This is a genomic window from Streptomyces sp. NPDC001493 (assembly GCF_053597235.1).
The window spans coordinates 97,064-123,547 of sequence record NZ_JBSFHV010000019.1; the positions used below are offsets into that span (position 1 = coordinate 97,064).

Consider the following 26,484-nt stretch of genomic DNA (forward strand, 5'->3'; position numbering starts at 1 on the left):
AGGTCGCGGGGGGCTGCTGGGTCGGGCCGGGCCCTTTGCGCGTGCTTGACACGGTGACAGGGCGAACGCCACGGTGAGGCCATGCGTATCGGACTGGTCGGAACGGGACGTATCGGGACTTTCCATGCGGTGGCGCTCAGCCGTCATCCGGCGGTGGAGTCCCTGGTGGTGGCGGACGCCGATCCCGCGCGCGCGGCGGCGGCAGCGGCGCGTACGGGCGGGCGGGCGGTGGAGGTCGACGAGGTGTTCACCGGCGGGGTGGACGCGGTGGTGATCGCCTCGGCGACGGCCGCCCACGCCGGCCTGATCGGCCGTGCGGCGCGGGCGGGACTGCCCGCGTTCTGCGAGAAACCGGTCGCCCTGGACCTGCCGGGGACGCTCGCCGCGCTGGCGGAGGTGGAGGCGGCGGGGTCGGTGCTCCAGCTCGGCTTCATGCGCCGCTTCGACGCCGGGTACCGGGCCGCGCGCGAGGCGGTCCGCGAGGGCAGGCTCGGCCGGCTGCACACGGTGCGGGCCGTCACCTCCGACCCCGCCCCGCCGCCCGCCGCGTACCTCCCGCTCTCCGGCGGGCTCTTCCGCGACTGCCTCATCCACGACTTCGACATGGTGCGGTGGGTGACCGGCCGCGAGGTGACCGAGGTGTACGCCACCGGTTCGGACGCGGGACCGGCCGCCTTCCGCGAGGCGGGCGACGTGTCGACGGCCGCCGCTCTGCTGACCCTGGACGACCGGACCCTGGTGACGGCGACGGCCACCCGGTGCAACGGCGCCGGGTACGACGTACGGATGGAGCTGGCGGGCGACCTGGACCAGATCGCGGTGGGCCTGGACGAACGCACCCCCCTCACCTCGGTGGAACCGGGCGGCCCGGACGCGCCGCTGAAGGCCTGGCCCGGTTTCCTGGAGCGGTTCGCCCCGGCGTACGAGGCGGAGCTCGACGCCTTCCTCCGGCTCGCGGCGGGCCGGGCGCAGAACCCGTGCGACGCCCGGGAGGCCCTGACGGCGCTGCGGATCGCCGAGGCGTGCGAGCTCTCCAGGCGGGAGCGGCGCCCGGTGGCGCTCGCCGAGATCCCCGGCGGCTGACCCGGCCCCCGGGGCGACCGGCGGCTGACCCGGCCCCCGGGCGATGTCCGGCGGCCTACCAGGCGACCGGCAGGTGCTCGGGGCCCCGGATCAGCATCCCCGTACGCCAGACGAGCCGGTCCGGATCGGTGTCCAGCCGCAGGTCGGGGCAGCGCGCCAGCAGCGAGCCGATCGCCACCCTCGCCTCGACGCGGGCGAGCGGCGCGCCGAGGCAGTAGTGGATGCCGTGGCCGAAGGAGACGTGGCCGCGCGCGTCGCGGGTGATGTCGAAGCGTTCCGCGCCCTCGAAGCGGGCGGGGTCCCGGTTGGCGTCCGCCAGCGCGACGAGGACGAGCTCGCCGCCGCCCGGGATCACCTCACCGCCGACGTCGAGCGGCCCGGTGGTGAAGCGGAACGTGGGGGTCTCGACCGGGCTGTCGTAGCGCAGGATCTCCTCCACCGCGTTGCCGAGCAGCCCGGGGTCGGCGCGCAGGGCCGCCAACTGGTCGGGGTGGGCCAGGAGATGGAGCACTCCGTTGGTGATGAGGTTGACGGTGGTCTCGTGCCCGGCGACGAGCAACAGCCATGCCATGCCGGCCAGTTCGTCGCCGGAGAGCCGGTCCCCCTCTTCGTCGGCGGTGTGGATGAGCGCACTCATCAGGTCGTCGCCCGGCTGCTTGCGCTTGTCGTCCAGCATCACAGCGATGTACGCGTTCATCGAGGTGACGGCCGAGCGGCGCACCTCGGCGTCGATGGAGGAGAGGGCGGTGTTGGACCACTCGCGGAAACTCACCCGGTCCATGTCGGGTACGCCGAGCAGCTCGCAGATCACCGCCATGGGCAGCGGGAACGACAGCGCGTCGACGAGATCGGTGCGGCGACCGGGCTCCGCCAGCATCGCGTCGAGCAGATCGTCCGTCATGCGCTGTACACGCGGGACGAGTTGCTCCATCCGGCGCCGGGTGAACTCGCGGCTCACCAGCTTGCGGAGCCGGGTGTGGTCCGGGGCGTCGGAGCTGAGCATCGACGGTCCGGCCGTCATCTGGTGGAGGTTGAGGAGCGGCGAGGCGTTCCTCCACTCCTTGGACAGCCGCTGGTCGGCGAGGAGTTCGCGCCCGGCTTCGTACCCCACCACGAGCCAGGCGGGGGTTCCGCCGGGCAGGACCACCCGGTGGACCGGCCCCCGGGCGCGGAGCTCGGCGTAGTAGGGGTACGGGTCCCGGGTGAACGCCTCGCCGAGTGCGCCGAGATCCAGTATCGCGTCGGTGGTCACTGCGGTTCCCTTCGGAGGTCCGGGCGTCGGCCGGGTGCGGGCCGTGGCCGGCGGCGGGAGCGGCCCGGCCCCGTGCGAGTCCCTACCTCACCGCCGGGCGGTCCAACCCTCCGAATCTTGGAAGCGGTTGCACATGGCCGGTTCAGGCCTGTGCGCCACGCCGCCCCCAGGCCGTTCCGGCCAGGACCAGCACGGCGCCCACCGCCCCGAGGACCCCGAGGCGCTCGCCCCCGATCGCGATGCCGACGGCGGCGGCCCACAGCGGTTCGGTACCGAGCAGCAGGCTGACCCGGGACGGCGAGGTGCGCCGGACCGCCCACATCTGCACGAAGAACGCGAAGAGCGTGCAGAACGCGGCGAGGAACAGCAGTCCGGCCCACTCCCCGGCATCGAACCCGGCGGCCACCGTCCAGGGCGCGGAGCCGGTCCCGGGCATGGCGGCGAGCACGGCGAAGACGGCTACCGCGCCACCGAGTTGGACCGTGGTCAGGGAGAGCGAGTCAGCCGACTGGACGGCCTTGATCCGGGCCATCGCGAGGACGTGGACCGTACGGGCGAGGGCGGCGAGCAGCATCAGCAGGTCACCGCCGGACGGGCTGGTGAACCCTCCGCCCTGGGTCAGCAGCACCACGCCCAGGACGGAGAGCCCGGCGGCGAGGAGGAAGCGGCCGGTGGGCCGGGTACGGGTGACGGCCGACTCCGCGAGCGGGGTGAAGATCATGGTGAGGCTGATGATGAGCCCCGCGTTGGTGGCCGAGGTGTGCACGATTCCGTACGTCTCCAGCAGGAAGATCCCGCTGAGGATCAGCCCGAGCAGCCCGGCACCCCGCCACTGGGCCGCCGTCAGCGCCTTCAGCCCGCGCGCTCCGGCGACGACCAGCACGGGCAGCACGATCGCGAAGCGCAGCACGAGGACCGCGACGACGGTCCCCGGGGTGGTGATGCCCTTGGCGGCGAGGTAGCTCGACCCCCAGACGACGGCGACCGCCAGGACGGGCAGGTCGGTCGACCAGGCGGGGCGGGACGGGGCGGCGGCGGGCACGGCGACAGCGGACACCTGGAACTCCTGGTACTCCTGGGTTCTCCACGACGGGAAACAGCGTGGAGACTTCTGCGGCTCGCACACCGGCCGGCTCACGCTACCGGGCGCCGCACCCGCGCGGTACCGGCTTTCCCTCGCCATGGTCACCCGTTCGCCCCGCCCCCGTCCACCGCTCCCCGGCCCCGCACGGGTCCCCTCCGCCGCGATCTGCCCGGAGCCACGGGGCGTCCTACGCTGGCGGGACCGTACGGCTCACGGATTCAGGACCACCGATTCAGAATCACGGATCGCGGACATACGGACCGCTGACCTACGGACCGCGAACCCACGGACCGCGGACATACAAACCGCGAACCCACGGACCGCGGACATACGGATCACACACGTGCAGATCACGGAAAGGACGATCATGAGCACCGTCCCCCAGCTCCCCCTGCTGGACCACCGCACCCTCCCGGCGGTCGGTCTCGGCACGTACCCGCTGGACGACGAGGAGGCGGAGAAGGCGGTCGCCGGGGCGCTGGGCCTCGGCTACCGGCTCGTCGACTCGGCGAAGAACTACGGCAACGAGCGCGGCACCGGACGCGGCATCGCCCGCAGCGGGGTGCCGCGCGAGGAGATCACCGTCACCACCAAGGTGCCCGGCCGCCACCACGGCTACGAGGAGACGCTGGCCTCCTTCGAGGAGTCGCGGGCCGCGCTCGACGTGGAGTACGTGGACCTCTACCTCATCCACTGGCCGCTGCCGCGCGTGGACAGGTACGTGGACACCTGGAAGGCGATGATCAAGCTCCGCGAGGACGGTCTCGTCCGCTCCATCGGCGTCTCGAACTTCACCCCCGCGCAGCTCGACCGGCTGGAGCGGGAGACCGGGGTGGTGCCCGCGGTCAACCAGATCGAGCTGCATCCGCTGCTCCCCCAGGACGAGTTGAGGGAGGTGCACGCGGCGAAGGGCATCGTGACGGAGGCCTGGAGTCCGCTGGCGCGCGGCCGCGAGGTGCTGGAGGCGCCGGAGACCGTGGCGATCGCCCGCGAGCACGGGGTGACGCCCGGTCAGGTGGTGCTGCGGTGGCACACCCAGCTGGGGGTGGTGCCGATCCCCAAGTCGGCCGACCCGGGGCGGCAGCGGGAGAACCTGGACCTGTTCGGCTTCGAGCTGACGCCGGACCAGCTGGACCGGATCGGCTCGGGGGAACGGCACCGGTTCGGCGGCGACCCGGACGACCACGAGGAGTTCTGACCCGCCGGCCGCTTCCGGTACGGACTCCCGGCTCCGGACGCCGGGCCCGCGCCGCCGGTCACCCGTCACCGGTTGACCGGCGTGACCTCCGCCATCCGGGACCAGCCGTCGCCGGGGACCTCGACGTTGATGATCTCGGGGACCTCGGCGACCAGGGACGACATCGTCCTGATGGCGGCCTGGAAGTGGGCGGACTTCACATGCGCCTCGCCCGCCTCCGCCGACGCGAACGCTTCGAGCAGCACGAACTGGTTGGGGTTCTCCACGCTGTACGACCAGTCGAAGAAGAGGTTCCCCGGCTCGGAGCGGGTGGCGAGGGTGAACTCCTCCACCGCCGGAAGCCAGTTGTCGCGCTCGGCGACGAGGACGGTGAACTTGACGGCGATGAAGATCATGGCTGCTCCTGGTCGGGACGTACGGTGACGCGCCGCCGGGCGCCGGAGGCCCGGACGACACCGCGACCAGGGTGACATATCACCCCGTACCAAACCTTCCGGGCACACCGGGCCACCTCTCCGCACCCCCTCAGCTGCTCGGTCGGGCGGGCCCACGAACGTCGATGGCTCGTGGCACACTTCCTCGACGCACGGGGCGGATGGGCCCCGTGCCATGAGGGGGACGTACGTGAGCAGAGTGGGGTGGGCTGCCGCCGTTGCGGTGGCCGTGGTGCTGGGTGTCTCGGGTTGCGGCGACGACGGAGCCGACCCGAAGGAGGACGCGGTCCCCGCCACCGTCATGGCCGCGCCGGGGCCGGAGGACTCCGGGCCGGTCACCCGGGCGAAGATGCGCGTGGTGCTCGACACGATCACCGCCGGCGTGAATGCCCCGCCGAACCATCCGGACTGGGTCCGCATGAACGCGCATCCCCGGCCGGACACGATGGAGGAGTGCTCCGTGAGCTACCGGGCGTTCGAGAAGGTCAAGACCTTGGACGTGAAACGCACCGACGCCCTGGCGGCCGCACTGGTCGATCGCGGGTGGACCAAGTCCCCGAAGGAGCAGACGAAGACGGGGAAGGACGCACGGTCTACATGACCCAGTCGGTCTTCAGAAATCCCGGCTGGAGCCTGGTCCTCTCGTACTCGCTGTCCGACCTCAAGCTGACCGCCTTCGACGACGAATGCGTCGAAGGGGTCACGATCGACCCCTCCGTGAGCGCCCTCCTCCCCGCGGCCCAGTGAACGCGCCTGAGGCTCCGTCCCCGGACCGCCCGCCGTCTCCGTCACACGTGGCCCTTGCCCCCCAGCTCCTGCCGCCGTCGGGGTGCCGGCTGACGCGGAGGTGGGTGAAGCGCTGTTCGGCGGAGACCGTGAAGCCATTGGCGGCGTGGCCGGCGATCTCCGTACGGGGCACGGGCAGCCGTCAGGATCGGCGGTCATGAGTCAGAGCGGTTCGCAGGCGGCAGCGTTCTTCCGGGACGTCCACCGGAGCGGCGTGGTCTGGCTCGTCCGGAATGGCGAAGGAAGCCCGACCCACCTCTCCGGGGACGGCACGCGAAGTCTTCCCTTCTGGTCGACCTCGCCGCGTGCCGGGAGGGCAGCGAAGATCTGGGGATCCGGGCTCCGCGTCGAGTCCATGCCCTTGGACACCTGGTGCGATCGTGTACTGCCCGATGCAGCCCGGGACGGGCTCCTGATTGGCATCAACTGGAGCGGACCACGTCTCGTGGGCTGGAGCTTCACGCCGGCGGAGATCCTCGACCGGCTGGCGGAGGCGGGATCGATGCAAGGGGACCAACACGCCCTTCACGAAACGCCCTTGGGCCCCGGCGGCGGAGGGCGTGATCCACTTTCATGACTGACCGTGCGATTTCGCGCGCCTGGCTCGATTCGTGGATGAGCAGGGTTCCAGCGGCGCTGAAGGCAATGACCGACGCGTTCGAGCGCCGGCACGGGCGTGTCGTCCGGGGCGGTGCATCGCAAGGCGCCGAAACGTGCCATGCCGGGCGTCGCGACCCCGGCCATGATCCGCCGGACACCGCCTGAGCGCGGGCGCCTGCGCATCGTCACGTCGCCCGGGCGTTGGGCGTCGTCCGGATATCCCTTGCCCAGCGGTCCGCCTGCCTGGTGGAATCCCACCCGGACCAAGGGGTTTCGACGGCAGGAGCGGATTTGGCGGTGTTCGGGTGTGCGGGCTGCGGCGCGATCCTGACAGCGGCGGTGTCGGAGGTGGCGTTGCCGGTCCACCTGACCGACGCCCACTGGGAGGAGCTGCATCCGCCCCTCCTGGAGGCGGGGTGCTACGCCGTCGACCCGGAACCGTACGGGCCACCGTGGCGGCAATGGGGCGAGATCGGGGCGCATGAGGCTGCGGAGCGGGGGTACTTCGCCCCGTTCGACGCCCTGTCCGACGGGCCGTCGGGCACCGTCCTTCTCGCACCCGGTGACATGCGGGGCACCAGGCTGATACTGGAGCGGGCCGCGGGCTACTGCATGGGGATCGACGGGAGGGACGGGCCGAACCTCGCCTGCTCGGGTTGCGGTCTGCCGGTCGGCACGAGGATGGACGACTGCGGGTGCTGGCAGCTCGTCCGGCTCCTTCCGCAGGCTGTGGTGCGGCTGCCCGGCCCGCCGGAGCGGCCGGTCATGAACTGGACGGAGCTACTGGCGAGCGGCGCGCTGTGGCACCGGCTGAGCGAGTACCGGTACATCCCGGCGGGCGTGGCTCTCGCCCATGTGGTGGTGGCCGCCGGTGGTGCGCCGGTCGAGGCGGCGCCCGGCCCGGTCGCCGCGCTCCTCGGCCCGGCGGTCGGGGTACTGCTGCCCGCCGGGAAGCGCGCGAAAAGGCTGGACTTGGCGGGACCGGGGTACGGCGAACCGGCCGCCGACCTGGTGCTGGTGCCCGTCCATCCGCAGACCGGAGACATGTGGCCACCGCGTAGTGGGGCGGTGCCGGTGCCCGTGGACGCCGCGCTCTGGGCCGAACTCGCCTTTCCACCCCACCGGACCCGGCTGCCGGCGGTCGGCGGGCTGCCGGCGGGTGTGGAGCGGGACGACCCGCTGCCGCCGCACCCGTACTACCCGTTCCGGCCGTCCCGCGAGGCGTTCCGGCGCACGCTCGCGCGGCTTCCCGCCGTCCGGGAGCCGTGGCTCCGGGCGGTCTACGACCGGACATGGTGACCGTCGGAGACCGTACGGACCCGTCCCGCACCCAGACCCCGACGGGGAAGGCTGGGTAATGGACCCAAGGCGCCCCCGTTCATGCCACGTGGCCCCCGCCTCAGCCCCCCAGCTCGTGGTGACGGGCCGCCAGCCGTTTCGCCCCGGCCTCGGTGAGGGAGCCGAAGAGGCGGAGCCGGGAGATCCCGCCGTCCGGGAAGATGTCGATGCGCACCCGGGTGGCACGGACTGGGATCTCCAGGACGAAGCGGTGGTTGGTGTCCGGCTGGAGGCGGGTCCGGGGCAGGAACTCGGTCCACACCTCGCCTGCTCCGTCGGATCCGTCCACCCCCTCCGTCCTCTCCGTCCCGTCGCACAGCGAGAGCGTCGCCCAGCCGGCCGCGTTGCCCTTGAGGTAGGCGGTGTCGATCTCCACGGCCCGGATCTCCGCCTGCGCGGGGAGCGTGTAGCGGATCCAGTCGTTGCCCCGGTCCCGGCGGCGGCGGGTCTCCCAGCCGTCGTCCATCTGCCGGGAACGGCCCGGCTGGATGCTGTTGGTGGCCGGGGAGTAGAAGCGGTCCGAGGCGTCCTCGACCTGCCCGCCGTTCTCCAGGGCCAGCAGGTCGAAGGTGCCGAGCGCGGTGAGCCAGGCGGGGTCGGGGGCGACTTCGCCGTGGACCCGGAGCCGGGCGATGCCGCCGTCGGGGTGCTGGTTGACGCGGAGGTGGGTGAAGCGCTGTTCGGCGGAGACCGTGAAGCCGTTGGCGGCATGGCCGGCGATCTCCGTACGGGGCACGAGCGTCGTCCACTTCACGTCCGGCGCCAGCAGTTCCTCGGGCGAGGGCGAGCCCGGCAGCGCGGTGGCCTCCACGGAGACGGCGCGGGGGTAGTTGCCCCGGAAGTGGGCGGTGTCGACGACCAGTCCCCGCACGATGCCGGGGGCACCGAGCCGTACCAGCGCCCAGTCGTGGTCGTCGTCCTCGGGGTGCGGGCGGTCGGCGCTCGCCCCGCGCCTGCGGCGGGTCTCCCAGCCGTCCATGATCTTGCCCTTGTGCCCGAACCGTTCGGGGTCGAAGACGGCGGGGCCCGGCTTCAGCAGGTTCTCCCGCTCCGCGAAGAACTCGTCGTTGGCGGCGATCACCCCGGCGCCGAGCTGCCGTCCGGCGAGGTCCACGAGGTGACCGAAGGGGAATCCGGCGGGACCCGGGGTGCGGTAGTCGGCGTACGGGTCGCCTCCCGCGTAGGGGAGGGCGTCTCCGGTCCAGCGCGGCGGCACGGACTCCGTCATGGTCGGTGGTTCCTTTCGAGGAGGCGGCCGGAGGGATCGGTGAACACGCCGTCGTGGACGATCCGTTCGCCGCGCAGCCAGGTCGAGGTGACGACGCCGTGGAGGGTCCGGCCGGCGTAGGCGGTGACCCGGTTGCGGTGGTGGAGCTCCGCGGGGTCGACGGTGAAGGCGGCCTCGGGGTCGAGTACGGCGAAGTCGGCGTCGCGGCCGGGTTCGATGGCGCCCTTCCGGTCCAGCCCGGCGAGCAGAGCGGGGCCGGTGGACATCCAGCGCGCCACGTCGTCGAGCGTATGGCCGCGTCGGCGGGCCTCGGTCCAGATGGCGGGCAGCCCCAGCTGGAGGGAGGAGATGCCGCCCCAGGCGGAGGCGAAGTCGGGCGTCTTGAGGTCGGTGGTGCACGGCGAGTGGTCGGAGACGATGCAGGTGATGACCCCGTCGGCGAGGCCCTGCCACAGCGCGTCCTGGTTGGCCGCCTCCCGGATGGGCGGACAGCATTTGAACTCGGTCGCCCCGTCCGGTACTTCCTCGGCGGTGAGGGTGAGGAAGTGCGGGCAGGACTCCACCGTGACGCGGACGCCCTCGCGTTGGGCGGCGGCGATGAGCGGCAGCGCGTCGCCGGACGAGAGGTGCAGGACGTGGACGCGGGCGTCCAGCCGTTTCGCGTGGGCGATCAGCCCCTCGATCGCGGCGTTCTCGGCGGCCCGGGGGCGCGAGGCGAGGAAGTCGGCGTAGGCGGGGCCGCTCCGCTGCGGGGCGGTGTCGAGGTGGCCGGGGTCCTCGGCGTGGACGATGAGCAGCCCGCCGAAGCCCGCGATCTCGGCCAGCGAGCGTCCCAGCCCCTTCTGGTCCAGGTGCGGGAACTCTTCGACGCCGGACGGGGAGAGGAAGCACTTGAACCCGAAGACGCCGGCCTCGTGGAGCGGGCGCAGGTCCTTGGCGTTCGCCGGGATCGCACCGCCCCAGAAGCCGGTGTCCACATGCGTCTTGGGGGCCGCGACCCGCTGTTTGGTCCTCAGGTTCCCGACGGTGGTGGTCGGGGGCAGGGAGTTGAGCGGCATGTCGAGGAGGGTGGTGATGCCTCCGGCCGCCGCCGCCCGGGTGGCGGTCCAGAACCCCTCCCACTCGGTGCGCCCCGGGTCGTTGACGTGCACGTGCGTGTCCACGAGCCCGGGGAGGAGGGCCCGGTCGCCGAGGTCCTCCAGCCGGACGTCCGGTGCGACCGGGGTGTCGTACGGGAGGACCGCCTCGATCCTCCCGCCGGAGACCGCGACCGCGGCGGGGCGGGTCCCGGTTGGGGTGACGACACGGGTCGAGCGCAGGAGCAGACCGCCATGCGCGCGCCCGCCCTCGTCCCCGTCGGCGTTCAGGTCTTTCCGCACGTCCGCACCGAACACCCGTGCTCCTCGCTCCGCTCGTGCCGGGACATCTCAGCGATTTCAACGAACTGTTGAAGGAGTCTTCACGCGGGTTTCCCCTCCGTCAAGCCCCCTCCGCCGCAGGTGCGCCCGCACGGATCCCGCCCGGAGAGCACGCGAAAGCACGCGGAAACTTCCGTGAAACAGAATCAGGCTTCCGGACTCCGGAAGGCGCGCAGAGCCGGCCGACGCCCCTCGCGCGCCTCCCGGGCCCCGCCCGCGGCAGCCGGAAACACGCCTCTGACCGGCAGATACGTGGCGCCACGAGCAGTGCGCGGACCGCGACCGTCCCGGTACGCTGCTACCTTGCCTCCCGCTTCGAAAGGAACGTTGACGTGCCGCCGTCCGACGCCAGCACTTCCGACTCCAAGACCGCCGGTTCCAGCGGTGGGGTGCAGTCCCTGGAGCGCGCCTTCGACCTGCTGGAGCGGATGGCGGACGCCGGGGGCGAGGTGGGCCTGAGCGAACTCTCCACGACCAGCGGGCTGCCGCTGCCCACCATCCACCGCCTGATGCGGACCCTGGTGCTCTGCGGGTACGTACGCCAGCAGCCCAACCGCCGCTACGCCCTGGGCCCCCGGCTGATCCGCCTGGGCGAGTCGGCGTCCCGGCTGCTCGGCACCTGGGCGCGGCCCTATCTCCAGCACCTGGTGGAGGAGACGGGCGAGACCGCGAACATGGCGCTGCTCGACGGCGACGAGGTGGTGTACGTCGCGCAGGCGCCCTCGAAGCACTCGATGCGGATGTTCACCGAGGTGGGCCGCCGGGTGCTGCCGCACTCCACGGGTGTCGGCAAGGCGCTGCTGGCGCACACGTCGCCGGAGGAGGTACGCGCGTTGCTGGCGCGCACCGGGATGCCGGCCGCCACCGAGAAGACGATCACCACTCCGGACGGCTTCCTGGAGGCGCTGGAGCAGGTCCGCCAGGCCGGTTACGCCGTCGACGACAACGAGCAGGAGATCGGGGTGCGGTGTCTGGCCGTCGCCGTGCCCGACTCCCCCACCGCCGCCGCGATCTCCATCTCGGGTCCGGCCGGACGGGTCACGGAGGCGGCGACGGAACGGATCGTCCCGATCCTGCAGCAGACGGCGAAGGACCTCTCCGAGGTGCTCGCGGCGGGCGGTTGAGCGTGCGCGAGGTGCTCGCCGCGGGCGGTTGAGCGGGCGCGCCACCGGCGTGAAGGAGGGGCGGCAGGCATCGAGCCTGCCGCCCCTTCCCTCACGGTCTTCCCCGGATCCCCGGGCGCGTCATCCGCGCGGCGGCTCCCCGAAGAGATCCACCGCGTTGCGTACCGCCCGGAGCCCCGGCGCCAGGGCGCTCACCGATCCGATCGACCCCGCGATCAGCAGCAGGGAACGGCGGAGCCGGGGAATCTCCGGCACCGCGCTGACCGCCATGGCGTCCAGCGCGGCCAGCTCCTCCTCCGCGATTCCCCGGTCGGAGAACTCCGCGGGATGCCCGGCCAGCTCGCGACGGAGCCGGGACACCGCTGTCCGCAACTCCGAGACCCTGGGGTCCTCGCTGCTCCCGGTCACCCGCTCCTGCCCCACACTTCGCAACAATGCACTCCCCCTCGCACGCCTTCGTGCCGTAGGTCTTTTGCGCTCCGGGGCGTGGTCAAGTGCTCCGGAGTGGAGGCAAGTTAACGCCATCGGAGGTGGCCGGCGCCACTCCGTGACCAGAAATCAGGGTTACCCCTGAGGGTGACGCGGCTTTCGTGTGTGCGACCCGCTCGACGGCGTGTCGGTGGTATCCAGGACCCATGGCTCCAGTTTCTGAGAACTCCCTGGTCACCGGGGTACTGCTCGCCGCCGGAGGTGGCCGGCGCCTCGGCGGGCGGCCCAAGGCGCTCCTGACGTACCGGGGCCGCCCGCTGATCGAACACGCGATTCGATCACTGCGCGACGGCGGATGCGGCCGGATCGTGGTGGTGCTGGGCGCCGCCGCCGACGAGGTGCGGGCCCGGAGCGCGCTCGCGGGATGCGTGGTGGTGGTCAACCCGGAGTGGCGGCAGGGCATGGGCAGTTCACTGCGCGCGGGTCTCGCCGCACTCGCGGGCACCGGGGCGGACGCGGCACTCGTCCTCCTCGTCGACCAGCCGGGCATCGGCCCCGAGGCGGTGTCCCGGGTCCGCGCGGCCGCCACCTCCCGGGCGAGCCTGGCGGCAGCCTCGTACGACGGGACGCGCGGGCATCCGGTACTCCTCGGCGCCGGGCACTGGGCGGGGGTGGCCGAGGACGCCACCGGCGACCGGGGGGCGCGCGCCTATCTGCGGGAGCACCGGGAGGCGCTCACGCTGGTCGAGTGCGGGGACGTGGCGGAGGCGTACGACATCGACACACCGGAGGACCTGGGGCGCCTGGCCGGTCCCTGAGCCCCTGAACGGGGCCGGGCGGGCGCCGGACACCGCCTGGGGCCGGGGCAGGCCGGCGCGTCGGTCTCCCGGACACCGCCCGGGACCGTCAGACCGGTGCGTCGTCCTCGACGAACACCTTCAACGCCCCGCCGTGTTCCTCGGCGAAGGCCTGCGCCTCGCCCCCCAGTTCACTCACCCGCCGCATGGTCCGGTCGAAGAAGTCGCGCGAGGACGGTGCGAGGACGGCCAGTTCGATGTCCTCGTAGAAGGCGACGAGCCGGTCGTTCACCACGCGGAGGGCGACGGAGAACTCCTTCTGCCCGGTCCGGTCGAGAAGTTGGGCATGGGCACCCGGCGCGTACGCCGCCCAGTGACCGATGAAGGGCAGGATCAGATCGGGCCGCACCGCTCGGGCGTACTCGACCGTCATGGCCTGGAGCTCTTCCCACCAGGGCAGCCTGAGTCGCAGCGACATGACCGTATACGTCTTCTTCGCTCCACGGACACGAGGCATGCCGTCGAATTCCGCGTCCAGGTCGTCCCACTCGTCGTCCACCTCGCTCACTTCGACCAGCGCGTGAGCGCCGACCGGCCGGCCCGACACCAGGGCGAGGCTCCGCAGCGGGCCGCCGAGCGACACCAGGTTCCGGTCGTACATGTAGCCCAAGTGCCGCTCGTGGTCCGTGCCCCCGAGGAAGGGCGGGGCGGCCACACTGATCGCCTTCGGGTTGTACTCGTTGTCCGGCCGGGGGACGAGCTGCACCGGCAGGGGAGCGAGGTCCTGCTTCGCCGATCGCCCCGCGACCGACGCCCTGACGACGCTCTTCTCCCAGCCCCCCACCAGGCTCCGTTCCACGAACGTCCGATAGGTGTCGACCGCGTCGTCCCACAGCCCCACACCGATCGAGAATTCGACATCGCCGGCCGGAACCAGCAAGAGCCCGCTGTCCGGGTCCATGCCTATCGATTCGGCCACCGCGTCCGTCGCCATCGTTCTGTTCACCCTCGGTCGCTCTCCGTCCCGCCGGACACCACCGGACCCGCGACGGGCGGGGAAGGCCGCGGCAAGGGAATTATCGGGTATGTGCGGCACCCGGGGACTCCGCCCGAGCGGACGGGGGCGCCCGCCCCGCCCCTCCGGACGCCGACACCCCGTCACACCTCCGGCACCCCGCCCCCGTCACCTCCGGCGGCTCACCACATCCGACGGCTCGCCACATCGACGGACCGTTGAGGTTCCACGATGAGGAAACTACTATCCACTGAGCAGAAGCCCGTGGGCCCATCGAAGCCCCCGCAGGCCCGCACCCCCGAAGGAGTGACCGCTCATGTCCGCACCGGTGCCGTCCCCGCTGGTCGTCGTCGACGCCGAGCCCCTGCCCCGGCAGGAGGAGGTGCTGACCGACGCGGCTCTCGCGTTCGTGGCCGAGCTGCACCGGCGGTTCACGCCCCGCCGCGACGAGCTCCTCGCCCGCCGGGCGGAGCGCCGCGCGGAGATCGCCCGTACCTCCGCCCTGGACTTCCTGCCGGAGACGGCGAGTGTCCGCGCCGACGACTCCTGGCGGGTGGCGCCCGCTCCGCCGGCGCTTGACGACCGCCGGGTGGAGATCACCGGGCCGACCGACCGGAAGATGACGGTCAACGCGCTCAACTCCGGTGCCCGGATCTGGCTCGCCGACTTCGAGGACGCCTCGGCCCCGACGTGGGAGAACGTCGTCCTCGGGCAGCTCAATCTGATCGACGCCTACGAGCGCCGCATCGACTTCACCGACCCGAAGTCCGGGAAGACGTACGCCCTGCGGCCCGCCGAGGAGCTGGCGACCGTCGTCACCCGCCCGCGCGGCTGGCACCTCGACGAGCGTCACCTCCAGCTCGACGGAACCCCGGTCCCCGGTGCGCTGGTCGACTTCGGCCTGTACTTCTTCCACAACGCCCAGCGGCTGATCGACCTCGGCAAGGGCCCGTACTTCTACCTCCCGAAGACGGAGTCCCACCTGGAGGCCCGCCTCTGGAACGACGTCTTCGTCTTCGCCCAGGAGTACATCGGCATCCCGCAGGGCACGGTCCGCGCCACCGTCCTCATCGAGACGATCACCGCCGCCTACGAAATGGAGGAGATCCTCCACGAGTTGCGCGACCACGCCTCGGGGCTCAACGCCGGGCGCTGGGACTATCTCTTCTCCATCGTGAAGAACTTCCGTGACGGCGGTACGAAGTTCGTCCTGCCGGACCGCAACGCGGTCACGATGACCGCTCCGTTCATGCGCGCGTACACCGAACTCCTCGTCCGCACCTGCCACAAGCGCGGAGCGCACGCCATCGGCGGGATGGCGGCCTTCATCCCCTCGCGCCGGGACGCCGAGGCCAACAAGGTCGCGTTCGAGAAGGTGAAGGCGGACAAGGACCGCGAGGCGGCCGACGGCTTCGACGGCTCCTGGGTCGCCCACCCGGACCTGGTCCCGATCGCCCTCGCCTCCTTCGACGCGGTGCTGGGCGAGAAGCCGAACCAGAAGGACCGGCTCCGCGAGGACGTCTCGGTGGCGGCGGGCGACCTGATCGCCGTCGACAGCCTGGACGCCCGCCCCACGTACGAGGGTTGGCGCAACGCCGTGGCGGTCGGCATCCGTTACATCGAGGCGTGGCTGCGCGGCACGGGTGCTGTAGCCATCTTCGGCCTCATGGAGGACGCGGCCACGGCGGAGATCTCCCGCTCGCAGATCTGGCAGTGGATCAACGCGGACGTGGTCTTCGAGAACGGCGAACACGCCACCGCCGATCTGGCCCGTAAGGTCGCCGCCGAGGAGCTCGCCGCCGTCCGCGCCGAGATCGGCGAGGAGGCGTTCGCGTCCGGCCGCTGGCAGCAGGCCCACGACCTGCTGCTCCAGGTGGCGCTGGACACCGACTACACGGACTTCCTCACCCTGCCCGCGTACGAGCAGCTGCGCTGAGCCGCGTACCGCTCCCACCCGGCCGCCCCCGGCGCACCACGCCGGGGGCGGTCGCGCGCGTGCGCGTGGCGAGTCGGCATGACCCAGGTCACAGGAACCCGGCCCGTGCCGCGGAGAGATGACAGGTGTGAGGGAACAAGAAGACGACGACCTGCGCCGACGCGTACGCGCGGGTGAACGCGAGGCGTTCGCCGAGCTGTACGAGGCGTGCGCGCCACAGGTCCACCGGCACGCGCTGCGGCTGACGGGCGACCGCTCGGCCGCCGAGGACATCATGTCGGAGACCTTTCTGACCGCCTGGCGCCGACGGGAAACCGTGACGGAGGAGGGTGGTCCGCTGCTCCCCTGGCTCCTCGGCATCGCCACCCACAAGTGCGAGAACGCCCGGCGCGGAGCCCGCCGCCGCATCGCCTTCCTCGCCCGCGGGCCGAGGCCCGAAGTCGTGCCCGACTTCGCCCCGGAGACGGTGGACCGCCTCGACGACACGCGTCGGCTGCGGGCGGTCCAGGACGCGCTGGGGAGACTGCGCCGGCACGAGCGGGAGGTGCTCTCCCTGTGCGTGTGGTCCGGCCTCGACTACGGGCAGGCGGCGCAAGCCCTCGGCGTGCCGGTCGGGACGGTCCGCTCGCGCCTCTCGCGCGCCCGCAAGAGGCTGGCCCGGCTCGTCGAGGAAGAGCGGGAACCACGCGGCGCCCGCGGAGAGGTGACAGGTACGGCCGCACTCGCGGCCCTGCCCGTACGGGAGGAGACCCGATGAGCCAGAACCACGACGACACCGGCCTGTCCCAGGACCGGCGCGGGGTCCGGGAGTTGCCGGACGCGGACGCCCGGGAGATCGCCCGGCTGATGCCGGCCCCGGACGTCGACGCGCTCTCCCCCGAGCGGCACCGTCACCACAAGGAACTGCTCATGAACCTCATCGACCACGACACGGCCGAACAGGCCGGCACCACCGCGACCGAGACCGGAACCACCGGGTCCGCCCGGCCCGCCCTTCGCCGTCTCCTCCGCCCCGCCGTGCTCGTACCGCTGTCCGCGTGCGCTCTCGTCGGGGTGGTGGTCGCCACCCTCGCCGTCGCCCCGGGCCCGGACCGGCCCACCGCGTCCGCCTCGCCCACCGCCGACGCCACCGGCCGTGGCGGTCCGGCGCTGCTGCACCGCATCTCCGCGGTGGCGCTGCGCACCGGCGTCCCCGCCGTCCGCGACGACCAGTTCCTCTACACCCGCTCCACGGTCCGGGGTGCGGACCTGACCAGCGGAAAGGCGGTGGTCGGACCGCTGGAGGAGCGCGAGGAGTGGGCCGCCCAGGACCCGCGCCCGCTGCGGAAGCTCGGTCTGGTCCGCACCGGTGGGGAGACGTTCTCCGTCAACGCGGAGCTGGGTGACACGGAGGGCACCGCCGCCGGGCTCAGCCGTCCCACCTACGCCTGGCTCGGCACGCTCCCGACCGACCCCGAGCGGCTGCTGACGTATCTGTACGCGCACACTCCCGATTCCCCGGACCAGGAGCGCGCCCAGGCCGTCTTCGACCGGATCGGCGAGCTGCTGACCGCGGTGATGCCGGCTCCCACCGCCGCCGCCCTGTACGAGGCCGCCGCCAGACTCCCGGGTGTCGTCGAAGCCCCGCAGGCCGCCGACGCCCTCGGGCGGCACGGGCTCGGCATCGCCCGCGAGGACACCCGCTACGGCACCCGCACCGAGTGGGTCTTCGACCGGACCGACCTCTCCTTCCTCGGTTCGCGCAGCTATCTCACCGAGGACACCTCGTACGGGGAGGCCGGGACCCTCCTTTCCAGCCTCGCGCGGACCGGCTGGGGCGTGGTCGACCGGGCGGGCGAGCTGCCGTCGAAGGCGGCGGGAGGGAAGGACACCGAGCAGAGCTGACACCGCCCGGTCAGGCGGTGCCGGACGGGCTCTTCTCCCCGTACGCCTCCGCCCACACCGTCTTGCCGGGCGCACCCGAGCGGGGCAGGACGCCCCAGCGTTCCGCGAGCCGGGAGACGAGGAGGAGCCCCCGGCCCGACTCCTCGTCGAGGGCCGGCTCGCGCGGATCGCCGGGTGACGGACACCGCTCGGTACGGGTGTCCGTCACCTCGATCCGCAGGGTGCCGCCCTCCCCTTCGGTGAGCCGCACGTGGAAGTCCCGTCCCGCCACCCGCCCGTGCCGCACCGCGTTCGCCGTCAACTCGGCGGCGATCAGCGACAGGGTGTCGTTCGTCTCCGAGCCCCAGGGGTGGCCCCACTCGTGGAGCCGGAGCGACACGAGACGGCGGGAGAGACGGGCGCCGCGCGGTGTCGAGGTGAACCGCATGGCGAACTCCCGCACCGGGGCGCAGGTTTCAACCAATCCCACGGGAGAGGTAATTGCTTCGTTCATGAGGAAAACCCTCGTGCCCTCCCCCTACCGTTGACCAGGAGTGACGCGCTGACGGCCCGGGGCTGTACGCGACGGCACGCACCCTGTACACGCGATGGAGCGTGAAGCGGCAGGGCGGGAAAGCGACCGTGGAGGCAGGTCATGCCGGAAGAGCAGCAACCGCATGAGGCGCACGAGAGCGGGACGGGCATCCTGGCCGTCTTCGGGCGCCAGTTGAAACTCCTCCGCGTGGCCGCCGGTATCGACCGGGCCCAGCTAGGCGCCCTCACGGGCTACTCCGCGTCCACCATCGCCGCGTTCGAGCAGGGGCGGCGGGTGCCCCCGCCGAAGTTCATCGACCAGGCGGACGACATCCTGCGGGCTCACGGCCTGCTGAGCACCAGCAAGCAGGAAGTGGCCCGAGCCCAGTATCCGGCCTTCTTCCGGGATGCCGCCAGGATCGAGGCGGAGGCGGCGGAGCTCTCCGTGTACGACACCGTAGTGATCAACGGCCTCCTGCAGACGGAGGAGTACACCCGTGCGCTGCTGAAAGAGCGGCGCCCGCTGCTCGACGAGGCCACCATCGACCAGCGGGTCGCCGCACGGCAGGCGCGTCAGGAGATCTTTCCTCGCTGGCCCGCCCCACTGCTCAGTTTCGTCATGGAGGAGTACGTCGTCACCCGGGGGCTGGGAGGCCGCGAGGTGCGGCGAGGGCAGCTGGAACATCTGCTGCTGATTGGGCAGAAGCGCAATGTCGAGATCCAGGTGATGCCTGCGGACCGGGAGGACAACGCGGGCGTGGACGGCCCGTTCACCGTCCTCACCCCTCAACACGGCGAGCCGGTCGGCTATCTCGAAGTGCAGGGCCGGAGCACACTGGTGACGGAGCGCAGAGAGGTCCGCGCCCTGGCGGCCCGCTATGGGATCATCCGAGCCCAGGCCCTCACCCCGCGTGAGTCCCTGGCCTTCATCGAGAAACAGCTGGGAGAGGTATGAACGTCCACGTCACCACAGGCGGTTCCGACGCGGAGCTGCGCTGGTTCAAGAGCAGCCACAGCGGCGCCGAGGGCGGGCAATGCCTTGAGGTGGCCACCTCCCCCGGCACCGTCCACGTACGCGACTCCAAGCAGCACACCGGCCCCACCCTCACCCTGACCCCGGACGTCTGGGCCGCGTTCGTCGCGGAAGCCGCACGCGGCTGACCCCCATAGCCGCGTGCCCGTACCCGCGCGCCCGGTCGGAAAAAGCCGTCCGCCCGGCTCCCCGCTGGTGTGCGGGGGCCGGGCGGACGGGTTGCGGCGCTCGGGGCGCCGCGGGTGGGTCAGCGATCAGACCAGGTCGGGGTACTGGTTCCAGCCCCCGGTGCCGATCTGGACGCGGGCCTTGAACGGGGTCTTGGCGACTCCGGTGCCCGCGTAGAAGAACAGCTGGCCCTTGGAGTTGGACGCCAGGAGGTCGGCGATGCCGTCCCCGTTGATGTCGCCCGGGGCGGCGAGGTTGGAGTACTGGCTCCAGCCGGTGCCGCCGATCTGGATGCGGGTGCCGAGCGGCGTGGACGACTTGCCGGTGCCGGGGTAGAAGAACAGCCCGGCGGAGCTGCGGGCGATGACGTCCGCACGGCCGTCGCGGTTGAGGTCACCGGCGCCGACCAGCTTGTTGTACTGGCTCCAGCCGCTGCCGCCGACCTGGACCCGGCCCTTCATGGAGAGGCCGTCGCCGTTGCCCGCGTAGAAGTACAGCGCGGTGGAGCTGCGGGCGATCAGGTCGCTCTTGCCGTCACCGTTCAGGTCACCGGGGCCGACGACCAGGTTGTACGACTTCGAACCGGCCGCGAGATCGGTGTCGTTCTCCGCGTACGTGGCCGTGTTGTACAGGTGGCCGTCGTACGTGCTGTGCGCGATCAGGTCGGAGCTTCCGTCCGACCGGAGCGAGACACTGTGGGTGAGACGGCTCTCGGAGCGGGTCCAGCCCGATCCGATCAGGTACTTCGCCGACAGCTTCCCGAGTCCGGTGCCGTCGTAGTAGTACAGGGTGCCGTTGCTGGTGCGGGCGAAGACCCCGGACTTGCCGTAGGCGGCGTTGTTGCCGGCCCCGGCCAGCTGCGAGACCGTGTTCCAGCCGGGGCCGGAAAGCACGCGGGCCTGGAAGAATCCGGTGCCCTTGCCGTCGTAGAAGTACAGCTTGCCGTCGTAGCCCCGGGCCGCGAGGTCCGCGGTGCCGTTGCCGTTGTAGTCGGTGCCGCCGGTGATCTGGTTGTACTGCGCCCAGCCGGTGCCCCCGATCTGGAACTGGGTCTTGAACGGGTACCCGGTGACCTTGCCGTTGCCGGGATACACGTAGACCCCGGTGGCGTTGCGGGTCACCAGGTCGGCGATGCCGTCGCCGGTGAGGTCGTCCGCGCCGACCAGCTGGTCGAACTGGCTCCAGCCGGTGCCGCCGACCTGGATGCCCTTGCCGAAGTTCTTGCCCGTACCCGGGAAGAGGAACAGTCCGGCGGTGCTGCGGGCGAGCAGGTCGGGCGCGCCGTCACCGTTCAGGTCACCGGGGACGACGAGCTTGTTGTACGCCTGCCAGCCGCTGCTGAGCGTGGTGTACGAGCTGAGGCCGCCGTCGACGGCCGCGTTGGCTCCGCTGTAGAGCCGGAGCGATCCGGTGGGCGTCACCACCAGCAGGTCGGCCTTGCCGTCGCCGGTCATGTCGCCGGGCAGCAGCAGGTCCTTGACCTGGGCGGTCTCGCCGGAGAGGACGTCGGCGTAACCGTTGCCCCAGTCCGTGTAGACGTCTCCCCAGCCCTCACGGTAGGCGAGGTCTCCGGCGCCGTCACCGTCGAAGTCGGCGCGCTGGGCGGCCGAGGAGTCGACGGCGGCGGAACGGGCCATCAAGTTGCGCGGCTGGGGAGCCACGGCGTTCTCACGGCCCGGCACCGTGAAGGTGGGGCGCGCGGAGGACGCGTGCGGCACGGTCACCGTGCCCGGGGTCGCGGCGTCGTTCCCTGCCGCGTGTGCGGTGATCGTCATCGAACCGCTGACCAGCAGACCGGCGCAGACGACCGCTGCCGATGTGGCCATCCTCCGGGTCCGCCGGGACCCGGGTATTGCGGGGTTGGGCATTCTGCCTCCTGTGGAAAAAGACGACTCCACGGGGAGCGGCGCGCATGCCGGTGCCGAGCCGCACGTGTGCGGTCTCGGATGAATGGCGTCCGTCGACGTGCCTTCGGTATCGGTCATGACACCGGCGCACGGCATGACGGAGCAGAATCCCCCCACCAGAGGTGGCGCCCCTCCCCAGGGTCGTGGATTAGATCTATCTCCAGAAGGGCTCGTCCGGCAAGTCCGTTGTCCGGCCGGTACCGGTTACTGACGCTTCCTTGATCCGGCGCCGCCCGGGCGCCGGCGGGAAAACGAGTCGTGGAGAGGGAAAGAAGATGGCGTGAAACCGACGTGTACGCGCGACGGCGGAACGGTGCACCGGCCGTACGGCCCGGCCACGGATGGCTGGGGCCGGGTGTGTTCGGGCACCCGCGGGACCCGTCAGGTCCACACCGCGCCCAGCGCGACGAATCCGCAGATCAGCACGAAGAGAATGGCCAGCAGCGGCCAGACGAAGCGCAGGTACTTGTCGTAGCCGATCTTCGCCAGCGCGATTCCGCCGATGGTGACGGCGGTCGTCGGCACCCAGAGGTTCATCCAGCCGCTCGCCGCCTGCCAGGCGGTGACCACCACGGCGCGCGAGACGCCCGCGAAGTCGGCGAGGGGCGCGAGGATCGGCATGGCGAGGGTGGCGTGCCCGGAGGTGGAGGGGATCAGGAACGCCAGCGGCAGGTTGACGATGAACACGACGACGGCGAAGAGGCCGGACGAGACCCCGGAGACCGCTCCCTCGATGGAGTGCAGCACCGTGTCGGTGATCCGCGAGTTGTTCATGATGACGGTGACCCCGCGCGCCAGCACGATGACGAGCGCGGGCGAGATGAAGTCCGCCGCGCCCTGCACGATCGTCGCGCTCAGCCTCTGTTCGCCGAACCGGGCGACCACGCCGACGACCACCGCGGCGACGATGAAGAGCGCGGCCAGTTGCGGGAAGGACCAGCCGAGTTCGAAGCCGTACGGAGTGGCGTCGGCGTCCCCGCTGATGGCGCTGGACCACGGCACCACGGAGAAGATCATGAAGGCGAAGGTGAGTCCGACCAGCACCAGGACGATCTGGTGCAGCGGGGTCAACGCAGGCGGTTCCTCGGTTTCCGCCGCCGACTGCTCGCGGTCGCCGGGCAGGAAGCCGGAGAGGGAGCGGGCGGGGTCCTTGCGGACCCGGGAGGCGTACCGGACGACGTAGGCGATGGTCACGGCCGTCAGGACGATCCACATGACGCCGCGCAGCACGATGCCGTCGCCGAGGGAGATGTCCGCGGCGGACGAGGCGACGCCGGTGGCGAAGGGGTTGACGGTGGAGCAGAGCACCCCGATGCCCGCGCCGAGGATGATCGTGCCGGTCGCGACCATGCGGTCGTAGCCGAGGGCGAGCATCAGCGGGACGATCAGCCCGTAGAAGCCGAGGGTCTCCTCGGCGAAGCCCTCCACCGTGCCGAGCAGCGAGAAGACCACCATGACGCCGACGATGAGCAGCGCGCCGCGCTCGCGCAGCCGGTGGGCGAGGCGGCCGATGCCCCGGTCGAGGGCCCCGGTGGCGAAGACGACGGTGATGAACGCGCCGATCGCGATGACGAAGAGGAAGACGCCCGCGCTGCCGTACAGCTCGCCGGTCAGATCGGGCCCGACCTGGCCGGTCTTCGTGTCCCGGATTCCGTAGAGGCCGTTGACGGGCGAGAGGAAGAGGTCGTCGAGCCGGTCGACGAAGCTCTGGTCGGAGGGGACCCGGTGGTAGGTGCCCTGGACGGGGGCGCCGTCGGCGTTGCGGTCGTACGCCCCGGAGGGGATGAGGAAGGCGAGCGCCCAGACGGCGAGGGTCACCAGGGCGAGGATCGTGAGCGCGCTCGGGAAGGTGAACTTCCGCTTCTCCGGGTGGTCCTCTCCGGGAGTGGCACCGCCCGTCACCTGGGTGCTCACGCCGTGCCTCCGGCCCGGTGGCCGGCCGCGAACTCCCGCAGGAAGGCGGCTTCGGCGATCACCGCCGACCTGAGCTCGGAGAAGAGGACGCGTTCGTTCGGGGCGTGCAGGTTGCACATGTTGTCCTGGGCTCCGAAGAGGAGCACCTCGGCTCCGGGCACGGCTCTGGCCAGGCCGTTCACCAGGGGGATGGAGCCACCGCTCGCGATGTACGCGGGCTCCTCGCCCCACCCTTCGCGCAGGGCGGTGAGGGCCGCACGGTAGGCCGGGCCGTCGGTGCGGGCCTCGTATCCGGGGCCGGTGTCTCCGGCGGTGACGGTCAGCGCGATACCGAACGGGCGGAGTGCCTCCAGGTGGGTGACGAGGAGCCCGCGTGCCTCCTTCGGATCCTGAAGCGGGTGGAACCGGAGGTTCAGCTTGGCGCGCGCGTAGGGCACGACGGCCGAGGCCGCGTGGTCGACGCTCGGGGCGTCGATCCCGATCACGGTGATGGCCGGTCCGCTCCAGAGCCGTTCGCCGAGGCTGCCGGATCCGGTCAGCGGCACGCCGTCCAGCACCCCGGCCAGGGAGCGGAACTCCTCCTCGGTGAAGGTGGTGCCGGTCCACTCCTCGCGCCGCAGGCCCTCGACCGCCACGTCGCCGTGCACGTCGTGCAGGGTGGCGAGCGCCGTGAGCAGCGCCAGCAGGGCGTCGGGGGCGGCTCCGCCGAATTCGCCGCTGTGCCGGGGCTCGGCGAGGGTACGTACTTCGACCACGACCTCCGCCGCGCCCCGCAGTCCGGTGGTGAGGGTGGGGCTGCCGGGTCGGATGTTGCCGAGGTCGGCGATGACCATGGCGTCGCAGGCGAAGCGGTCCGGGTCGGTGGGCGGGTACTCGTCGAAGGCGCTGCCGTACTCCTCCTGCCCCTCCAGGACGATCTTCAGCCCGACCGGGGGCACGCCGCCGAACGCCCGCAGCACGCCGAGGTGGACGATGACGTTCGCCTTGTCGTCGGCGACGCCCCGGGCCCTGAGGCCGGTTCCGTCGTCGAGGGGGGTGGGCTCGAAGGGCGGCGACCGCCAGAGACCGGGGTCGCCGGGCGGCTGGACGTCGTAGTGGCCGTAGAGGAGGACGGTGGGCGCGTCGGGGGTGGGTGGCGGAACCTCCGCCACGATGACCGGCGCGGTGTCGGGGAGGTCGAGGCGGTCGATCCGTGTGACGCCGGCTCCTCGCAGCAGTTCCACCAGGAGGGCGTGGGCCTCCTGGACGGGTTCGGGCGGGAAGCCGGGGAAGGCGATGGACGCGATGGCCGTCAGCCTTTCCAGGTCGGCGGTCAGACCGTCCATCAGCGCGTCGACCCGGGTGCTCAGGTCCATGGTGCACACCCCTGTTCCTCATGTACTCGCGTACTCGCGTCCGAGGTTCCGGGTCGTGTCCGTGTCGTCCCCCCGCTGTGCGCCCGGCGGGCGTCGCGGGGTGCGGGGATCGCGCGGACACGCCCCAGGGATCAATGGACCACAGGGCGGGCGCTCCCGCGCGTCCGCGACGCCGGGTGCCGCAGGCGGCGTCCGTCCGCCCGTCAGCCGCCGAGGACGAGGGTGCGCTGCGCGGAGAAGTCGCCCCACGTGCCATCGGGGAGCTTGGCCCGGATCTTGACGGAGTGCCGGGTGCCCTTCGGTTCGGTGAGCGTCAGCTCGTAGGTGGCGCGGCCCTTCGGAGGCGTACCGCCCCAGACGATGGTCGTGGTGAACTTCCCGTCCAGGTAGAGCTCGTACGCGGGAATCTCCCCGCCCACCCGCGGCTGGTCCCAGGAGAGTGCGGCGGTGTAGTCGCCGGGCCCGCCCTTCGTCTCCGCGCGCAGACCGGTGGGGGCGGTGCTCGCGGGGGCGCCGGGGGCGGATGTGGTGGTGACGTCGACGGAACGGCTGTCGGCGGAGGACTTGTCCGAGGCGTCGCGGGCGCGGACCGTGAAGGTGTAGACCGTGCCGGGGCGCAGGCCGGTGAGCCGGGCGCTGGTCACGGTGCCGGAGACGCTGTGGATGCGGGAGTCCTCCTGGTAGACGTCGTAGGAGGAGACGCGGACGTCGTCCGTCGAGGCCTTCCAGGAGAGGGTCACGCTGTCGGTGCCGACGGCGGCGGCGCGCGGCGACCCGGGGACGGAGGGCGCCGCCCGGTCGTCGGGCGGCGTGGGCTGGGTGGTGGCCGCTACGCCGGGGCCGGGCGCGGAGAGGTTGCCGGCCGCGTCGCGGGCCCGGACGGTGAAGGTGTAGGCGGTGGACGCGGTGAGCCCGCCGACGTCGATCATGTGCGTGGCCGCGGGGACGGTCTTCGCCGGGGTGCCGTCGCGGTAGACCTCGTATCCGGTGACCGCCTTGTCGTCGGAGGACGGCTCCCACATGACGTGCACGGAGGTGGAGCTGCTCACCTGGGCGGTCACGTCCTGCGGGGTGGTGGGCGCCTCGGTGTCGGCTGCGGCGGCGGGACCGCCGCCGCAGCCGGTGAGCAGAGCGAGGAGGAGTACGGCGGAGCAGGTCGACACGACACGCGTGGGGGGCAGGTGCACGGCGCTGCCGCCTTTCGTCCGGGGCATTGGTCCAGACCTGTATGGCACGGCGCACGGGCGGGCCACAAGGGGACTGCGCGGAACCTTCCGCAATGTGCGGATGTGCACCTCCCCCGGCTTGCACCGGGCCACGCGCATGTGGTTATGGAGCCCTGGATTCCGCCTCGACGACCCGGTGGATGCGGCGGGGCGCCCGGGCCACCGGCCCCGGAGCCGTACGAGCGCCCCGCCGCGGTCACCGGCGACCCATCAGCAGGCGATGGCGTACCAGACCGGGGTCCAGTTGACCGTCGTCGACTGATAGGCCGTGGAGGAGAAGAGGTAGTTCTGGTTCTTGTCGTAGAAGTAGGCGACGGTACCGGGGGTCTGGTTGTTGATGAGGGGGCCGCTGCCGGTGAGGTTGGGGAGCTGGTAGAGGGTGTTGCACTTGGTGTAGGCGAAGCTGTTGCCGTTGGAGCCCTGCCCGCACACGTAGGTGTAGGAACAGGACAGCGCCGCGGCGGCGGACTTCACCACGGCGGGCGACTCCACCGCGTGCTGCCGGGCACCCGCGAGCGCCTTCGCCGCGAGGGCGGACTCGTCGGGCCGGGCGGAGGCCGACGCCGGCCCCATCAGCCCGAAGAGCGAGCCGGCGACGAGCGTCGCGGCGGCCAGCAGGGTCGCGGCGGTCTTCCGTACTGCCATGAGCGGTCTCCCTGGATCTCCCGCCCCGAAGAGACGGGTACGAGGTGGCTTCCACTTCCGCCCCCTGGCGCCTCGCCCCTTCGACAGGAACCGAGGGGACACCGGGGGGCGACGCGA

General features: G+C 71.9%; 26 protein-coding genes. 13 read left to right on the forward strand and 13 right to left on the reverse strand.

The genetic code is table 11. The annotated features are described in order from the left end of the window. Window positions 1–81 precede the first annotated feature (81 nt). Complete coding sequence (locus ACWCWD_RS25470; protein ID WP_450775970.1) at window positions 82–1,083, forward strand: Gfo/Idh/MocA family protein; 1,002 nt, start codon at window positions 82–84, stop codon at window positions 1,081–1,083. Between the two features lie 55 nt (window positions 1,084–1,138). Here the strand turns inward: ACWCWD_RS25470 and ACWCWD_RS25475 are convergent, their stop codons facing one another. Together ACWCWD_RS25475 and ACWCWD_RS25480 are read right to left on the reverse strand one after the other, a co-directional pair. Beyond that, window positions 1,139–2,335 (reverse strand): cytochrome P450 family protein, encoded by a 1,197-nt coding sequence (locus ACWCWD_RS25475; protein ID WP_450775972.1) that lies wholly within the window; start codon window positions 2,333–2,335, stop codon window positions 1,139–1,141. Window positions 2,336–2,477: 142 nt separating this feature from the next. Beyond that, on the reverse strand, window positions 2,478–3,392 hold the full coding sequence (locus ACWCWD_RS25480) for a DMT family transporter (RefSeq protein ID WP_450775974.1): 915 nt from the start codon (window positions 3,390–3,392) through the stop codon (window positions 2,478–2,480). Between the two features lie 394 nt (window positions 3,393–3,786). Here ACWCWD_RS25480 and ACWCWD_RS25485 point away from each other — a divergent pair, with 394 nt between their 5' ends. Next, entirely contained in the window at window positions 3,787–4,617 is an 831-nt protein-coding gene (locus ACWCWD_RS25485; protein ID WP_450775976.1) for an aldo/keto reductase, read from the forward strand. Between the two features lie 65 nt (window positions 4,618–4,682). Here ACWCWD_RS25485 and ACWCWD_RS25490 read toward each other — a convergent pair whose 3' ends face one another. Next, window positions 4,683–5,012, reverse strand: coding sequence for a putative quinol monooxygenase (locus ACWCWD_RS25490; RefSeq protein WP_450775978.1), 330 nt, complete (start codon window positions 5,010–5,012; stop codon window positions 4,683–4,685). 229 nt (window positions 5,013–5,241) lie between these two features. Between ACWCWD_RS25490 and ACWCWD_RS25495 the strand changes: the two genes are divergently transcribed. The 4 genes from ACWCWD_RS25495 to ACWCWD_RS25510 all read left to right on the forward strand — a co-directional run bounded on the left by ACWCWD_RS25495 (window position 5,242) and on the right by ACWCWD_RS25510 (window position 7,736). Continuing rightward, a complete protein-coding gene (locus ACWCWD_RS25495) occupies window positions 5,242–5,652 on the forward strand; it encodes a hypothetical protein (protein ID WP_450775980.1) in 411 nt (136 codons plus the stop codon). After that, complete coding sequence (locus ACWCWD_RS25500; RefSeq protein WP_450775982.1) at window positions 5,649–5,798, forward strand: hypothetical protein; 150 nt, start codon at window positions 5,649–5,651, stop codon at window positions 5,796–5,798. Before ACWCWD_RS25495 ends, ACWCWD_RS25500 begins: the two co-directional genes overlap by 4 nt. Window positions 5,799–5,994: 196 nt before the next feature. Then, window positions 5,995–6,414 (forward strand): DUF2750 domain-containing protein, encoded by a 420-nt coding sequence (locus ACWCWD_RS25505; RefSeq protein WP_450775984.1) that lies wholly within the window; start codon window positions 5,995–5,997, stop codon window positions 6,412–6,414. Window positions 6,415–6,734: 320 nt separating this feature from the next. Further along, complete coding sequence (locus tag ACWCWD_RS25510) at window positions 6,735–7,736, forward strand: hypothetical protein (protein WP_450776105.1); 1,002 nt, start codon at window positions 6,735–6,737, stop codon at window positions 7,734–7,736. Window positions 7,737–7,836: 100 nt separating this feature from the next. Here the strand turns inward: ACWCWD_RS25510 and alc are convergent, their stop codons facing one another. Together alc and allB are read right to left on the reverse strand one after the other, a co-directional pair. Beyond that, window positions 7,837–9,003: an allantoicase gene (gene alc, locus ACWCWD_RS25515; protein WP_450775986.1), complete on the reverse strand. Its 1,167-nt coding sequence runs from the start codon at window positions 9,001–9,003 to the stop codon at window positions 7,837–7,839. Beyond that, window positions 9,000–10,382, reverse strand: a complete 1,383-nt coding sequence (allB, locus tag ACWCWD_RS25520) for an allantoinase AllB (protein WP_450775988.1) — start codon at window positions 10,380–10,382, stop codon at window positions 9,000–9,002. Before allB ends, alc begins: the two co-directional genes overlap by 4 nt. A gap of 371 nt (window positions 10,383–10,753) precedes the next feature. Between allB and ACWCWD_RS25525 the strand changes: the two genes are divergently transcribed. Beyond that, window positions 10,754–11,545: an IclR family transcriptional regulator gene (locus ACWCWD_RS25525; RefSeq protein ID WP_450775990.1), complete on the forward strand. Its 792-nt coding sequence runs from the start codon at window positions 10,754–10,756 to the stop codon at window positions 11,543–11,545. Between the two features lie 120 nt (window positions 11,546–11,665). Here the strand turns inward: ACWCWD_RS25525 and ACWCWD_RS25530 are convergent, their stop codons facing one another. Next, on the reverse strand, window positions 11,666–11,968 hold the full coding sequence (locus ACWCWD_RS25530) for a DUF5955 family protein (RefSeq protein ID WP_450776107.1): 303 nt from the start codon (window positions 11,966–11,968) through the stop codon (window positions 11,666–11,668). Window positions 11,969–12,180: 212 nt separating this feature from the next. On the opposite strand from ACWCWD_RS25530, the gene ACWCWD_RS25535 reads away from it, so the two are divergent. Next, window positions 12,181–12,792 carry a nucleotidyltransferase family protein gene (locus ACWCWD_RS25535; RefSeq protein WP_450775993.1) on the forward strand — a complete coding sequence of 204 codons (612 nt, stop codon included), beginning with the start codon at window positions 12,181–12,183 and terminating at the stop codon, window positions 12,790–12,792. A gap of 88 nt (window positions 12,793–12,880) precedes the next feature. Here ACWCWD_RS25535 and ACWCWD_RS25540 read toward each other — a convergent pair whose 3' ends face one another. Beyond that, on the reverse strand, window positions 12,881–13,777 hold the full coding sequence (locus ACWCWD_RS25540) for a hypothetical protein (RefSeq protein WP_450775995.1): 897 nt from the start codon (window positions 13,775–13,777) through the stop codon (window positions 12,881–12,883). Between the two features lie 325 nt (window positions 13,778–14,102). Here ACWCWD_RS25540 and aceB point away from each other — a divergent pair, with 325 nt between their 5' ends. From aceB to ACWCWD_RS25555, 3 genes are all read left to right on the forward strand, one after another. After that, entirely contained in the window at window positions 14,103–15,722 is a 1,620-nt protein-coding gene (aceB, locus tag ACWCWD_RS25545) for a malate synthase A (RefSeq protein ID WP_450775997.1), read from the forward strand. A 151-nt stretch (window positions 15,723–15,873) separates the two neighbouring features. Then, a complete protein-coding gene (locus ACWCWD_RS25550; protein WP_450776109.1) occupies window positions 15,874–16,479 on the forward strand; it encodes an RNA polymerase sigma factor in 606 nt (201 codons plus the stop codon). Continuing rightward, a complete protein-coding gene (locus tag ACWCWD_RS25555; RefSeq protein WP_450775999.1) occupies window positions 16,476–17,606 on the forward strand; it encodes a CU044_5270 family protein in 1,131 nt (376 codons plus the stop codon). Before ACWCWD_RS25550 ends, ACWCWD_RS25555 begins: the two co-directional genes overlap by 4 nt. A gap of 10 nt (window positions 17,607–17,616) precedes the next feature. Here the strand turns inward: ACWCWD_RS25555 and ACWCWD_RS25560 are convergent, their stop codons facing one another. Then, window positions 17,617–18,099 (reverse strand): ATP-binding protein, encoded by a 483-nt coding sequence (locus ACWCWD_RS25560; RefSeq protein WP_450776001.1) that lies wholly within the window; start codon window positions 18,097–18,099, stop codon window positions 17,617–17,619. Window positions 18,100–18,240: 141 nt separating this feature from the next. Here ACWCWD_RS25560 and ACWCWD_RS25565 point away from each other — a divergent pair, with 141 nt between their 5' ends. Both ACWCWD_RS25565 and ACWCWD_RS25570 read left to right on the forward strand, forming a co-directional pair. Beyond that, window positions 18,241–19,074, forward strand: coding sequence for a helix-turn-helix domain-containing protein (locus ACWCWD_RS25565; RefSeq protein ID WP_450776003.1), 834 nt, complete (start codon window positions 18,241–18,243; stop codon window positions 19,072–19,074). Next, a complete protein-coding gene (locus tag ACWCWD_RS25570) occupies window positions 19,071–19,280 on the forward strand; it encodes a DUF397 domain-containing protein (protein WP_450776005.1) in 210 nt (69 codons plus the stop codon). Before ACWCWD_RS25565 ends, ACWCWD_RS25570 begins: the two co-directional genes overlap by 4 nt. Before the next feature lie 126 nt (window positions 19,281–19,406). Here ACWCWD_RS25570 and ACWCWD_RS25575 read toward each other — a convergent pair whose 3' ends face one another. From ACWCWD_RS25575 to ACWCWD_RS25595, 5 genes are all read right to left on the reverse strand, one after another. Beyond that, entirely contained in the window at window positions 19,407–21,146 is a 1,740-nt protein-coding gene (locus ACWCWD_RS25575; RefSeq protein ID WP_450776007.1) for an FG-GAP repeat domain-containing protein, read from the reverse strand. A 462-nt stretch (window positions 21,147–21,608) separates the two neighbouring features. After that, window positions 21,609–23,129 (reverse strand): YfcC family protein, encoded by a 1,521-nt coding sequence (locus tag ACWCWD_RS25580; RefSeq protein WP_450776111.1) that lies wholly within the window; start codon window positions 23,127–23,129, stop codon window positions 21,609–21,611. A gap of 8 nt (window positions 23,130–23,137) precedes the next feature. Continuing rightward, a complete protein-coding gene (locus ACWCWD_RS25585) occupies window positions 23,138–24,496 on the reverse strand; it encodes a M20/M25/M40 family metallo-hydrolase (protein ID WP_450776009.1) in 1,359 nt (452 codons plus the stop codon). 203 nt (window positions 24,497–24,699) lie between these two features. Next, window positions 24,700–25,710 (reverse strand): fibronectin type III domain-containing protein, encoded by a 1,011-nt coding sequence (locus tag ACWCWD_RS25590; protein ID WP_450776011.1) that lies wholly within the window; start codon window positions 25,708–25,710, stop codon window positions 24,700–24,702. A gap of 222 nt (window positions 25,711–25,932) precedes the next feature. Beyond that, window positions 25,933–26,367 carry a hypothetical protein gene (locus ACWCWD_RS25595; protein ID WP_450776013.1) on the reverse strand — a complete coding sequence of 145 codons (435 nt, stop codon included), beginning with the start codon at window positions 26,365–26,367 and terminating at the stop codon, window positions 25,933–25,935. Window positions 26,368–26,484: the final 117 nt, after the last annotated feature.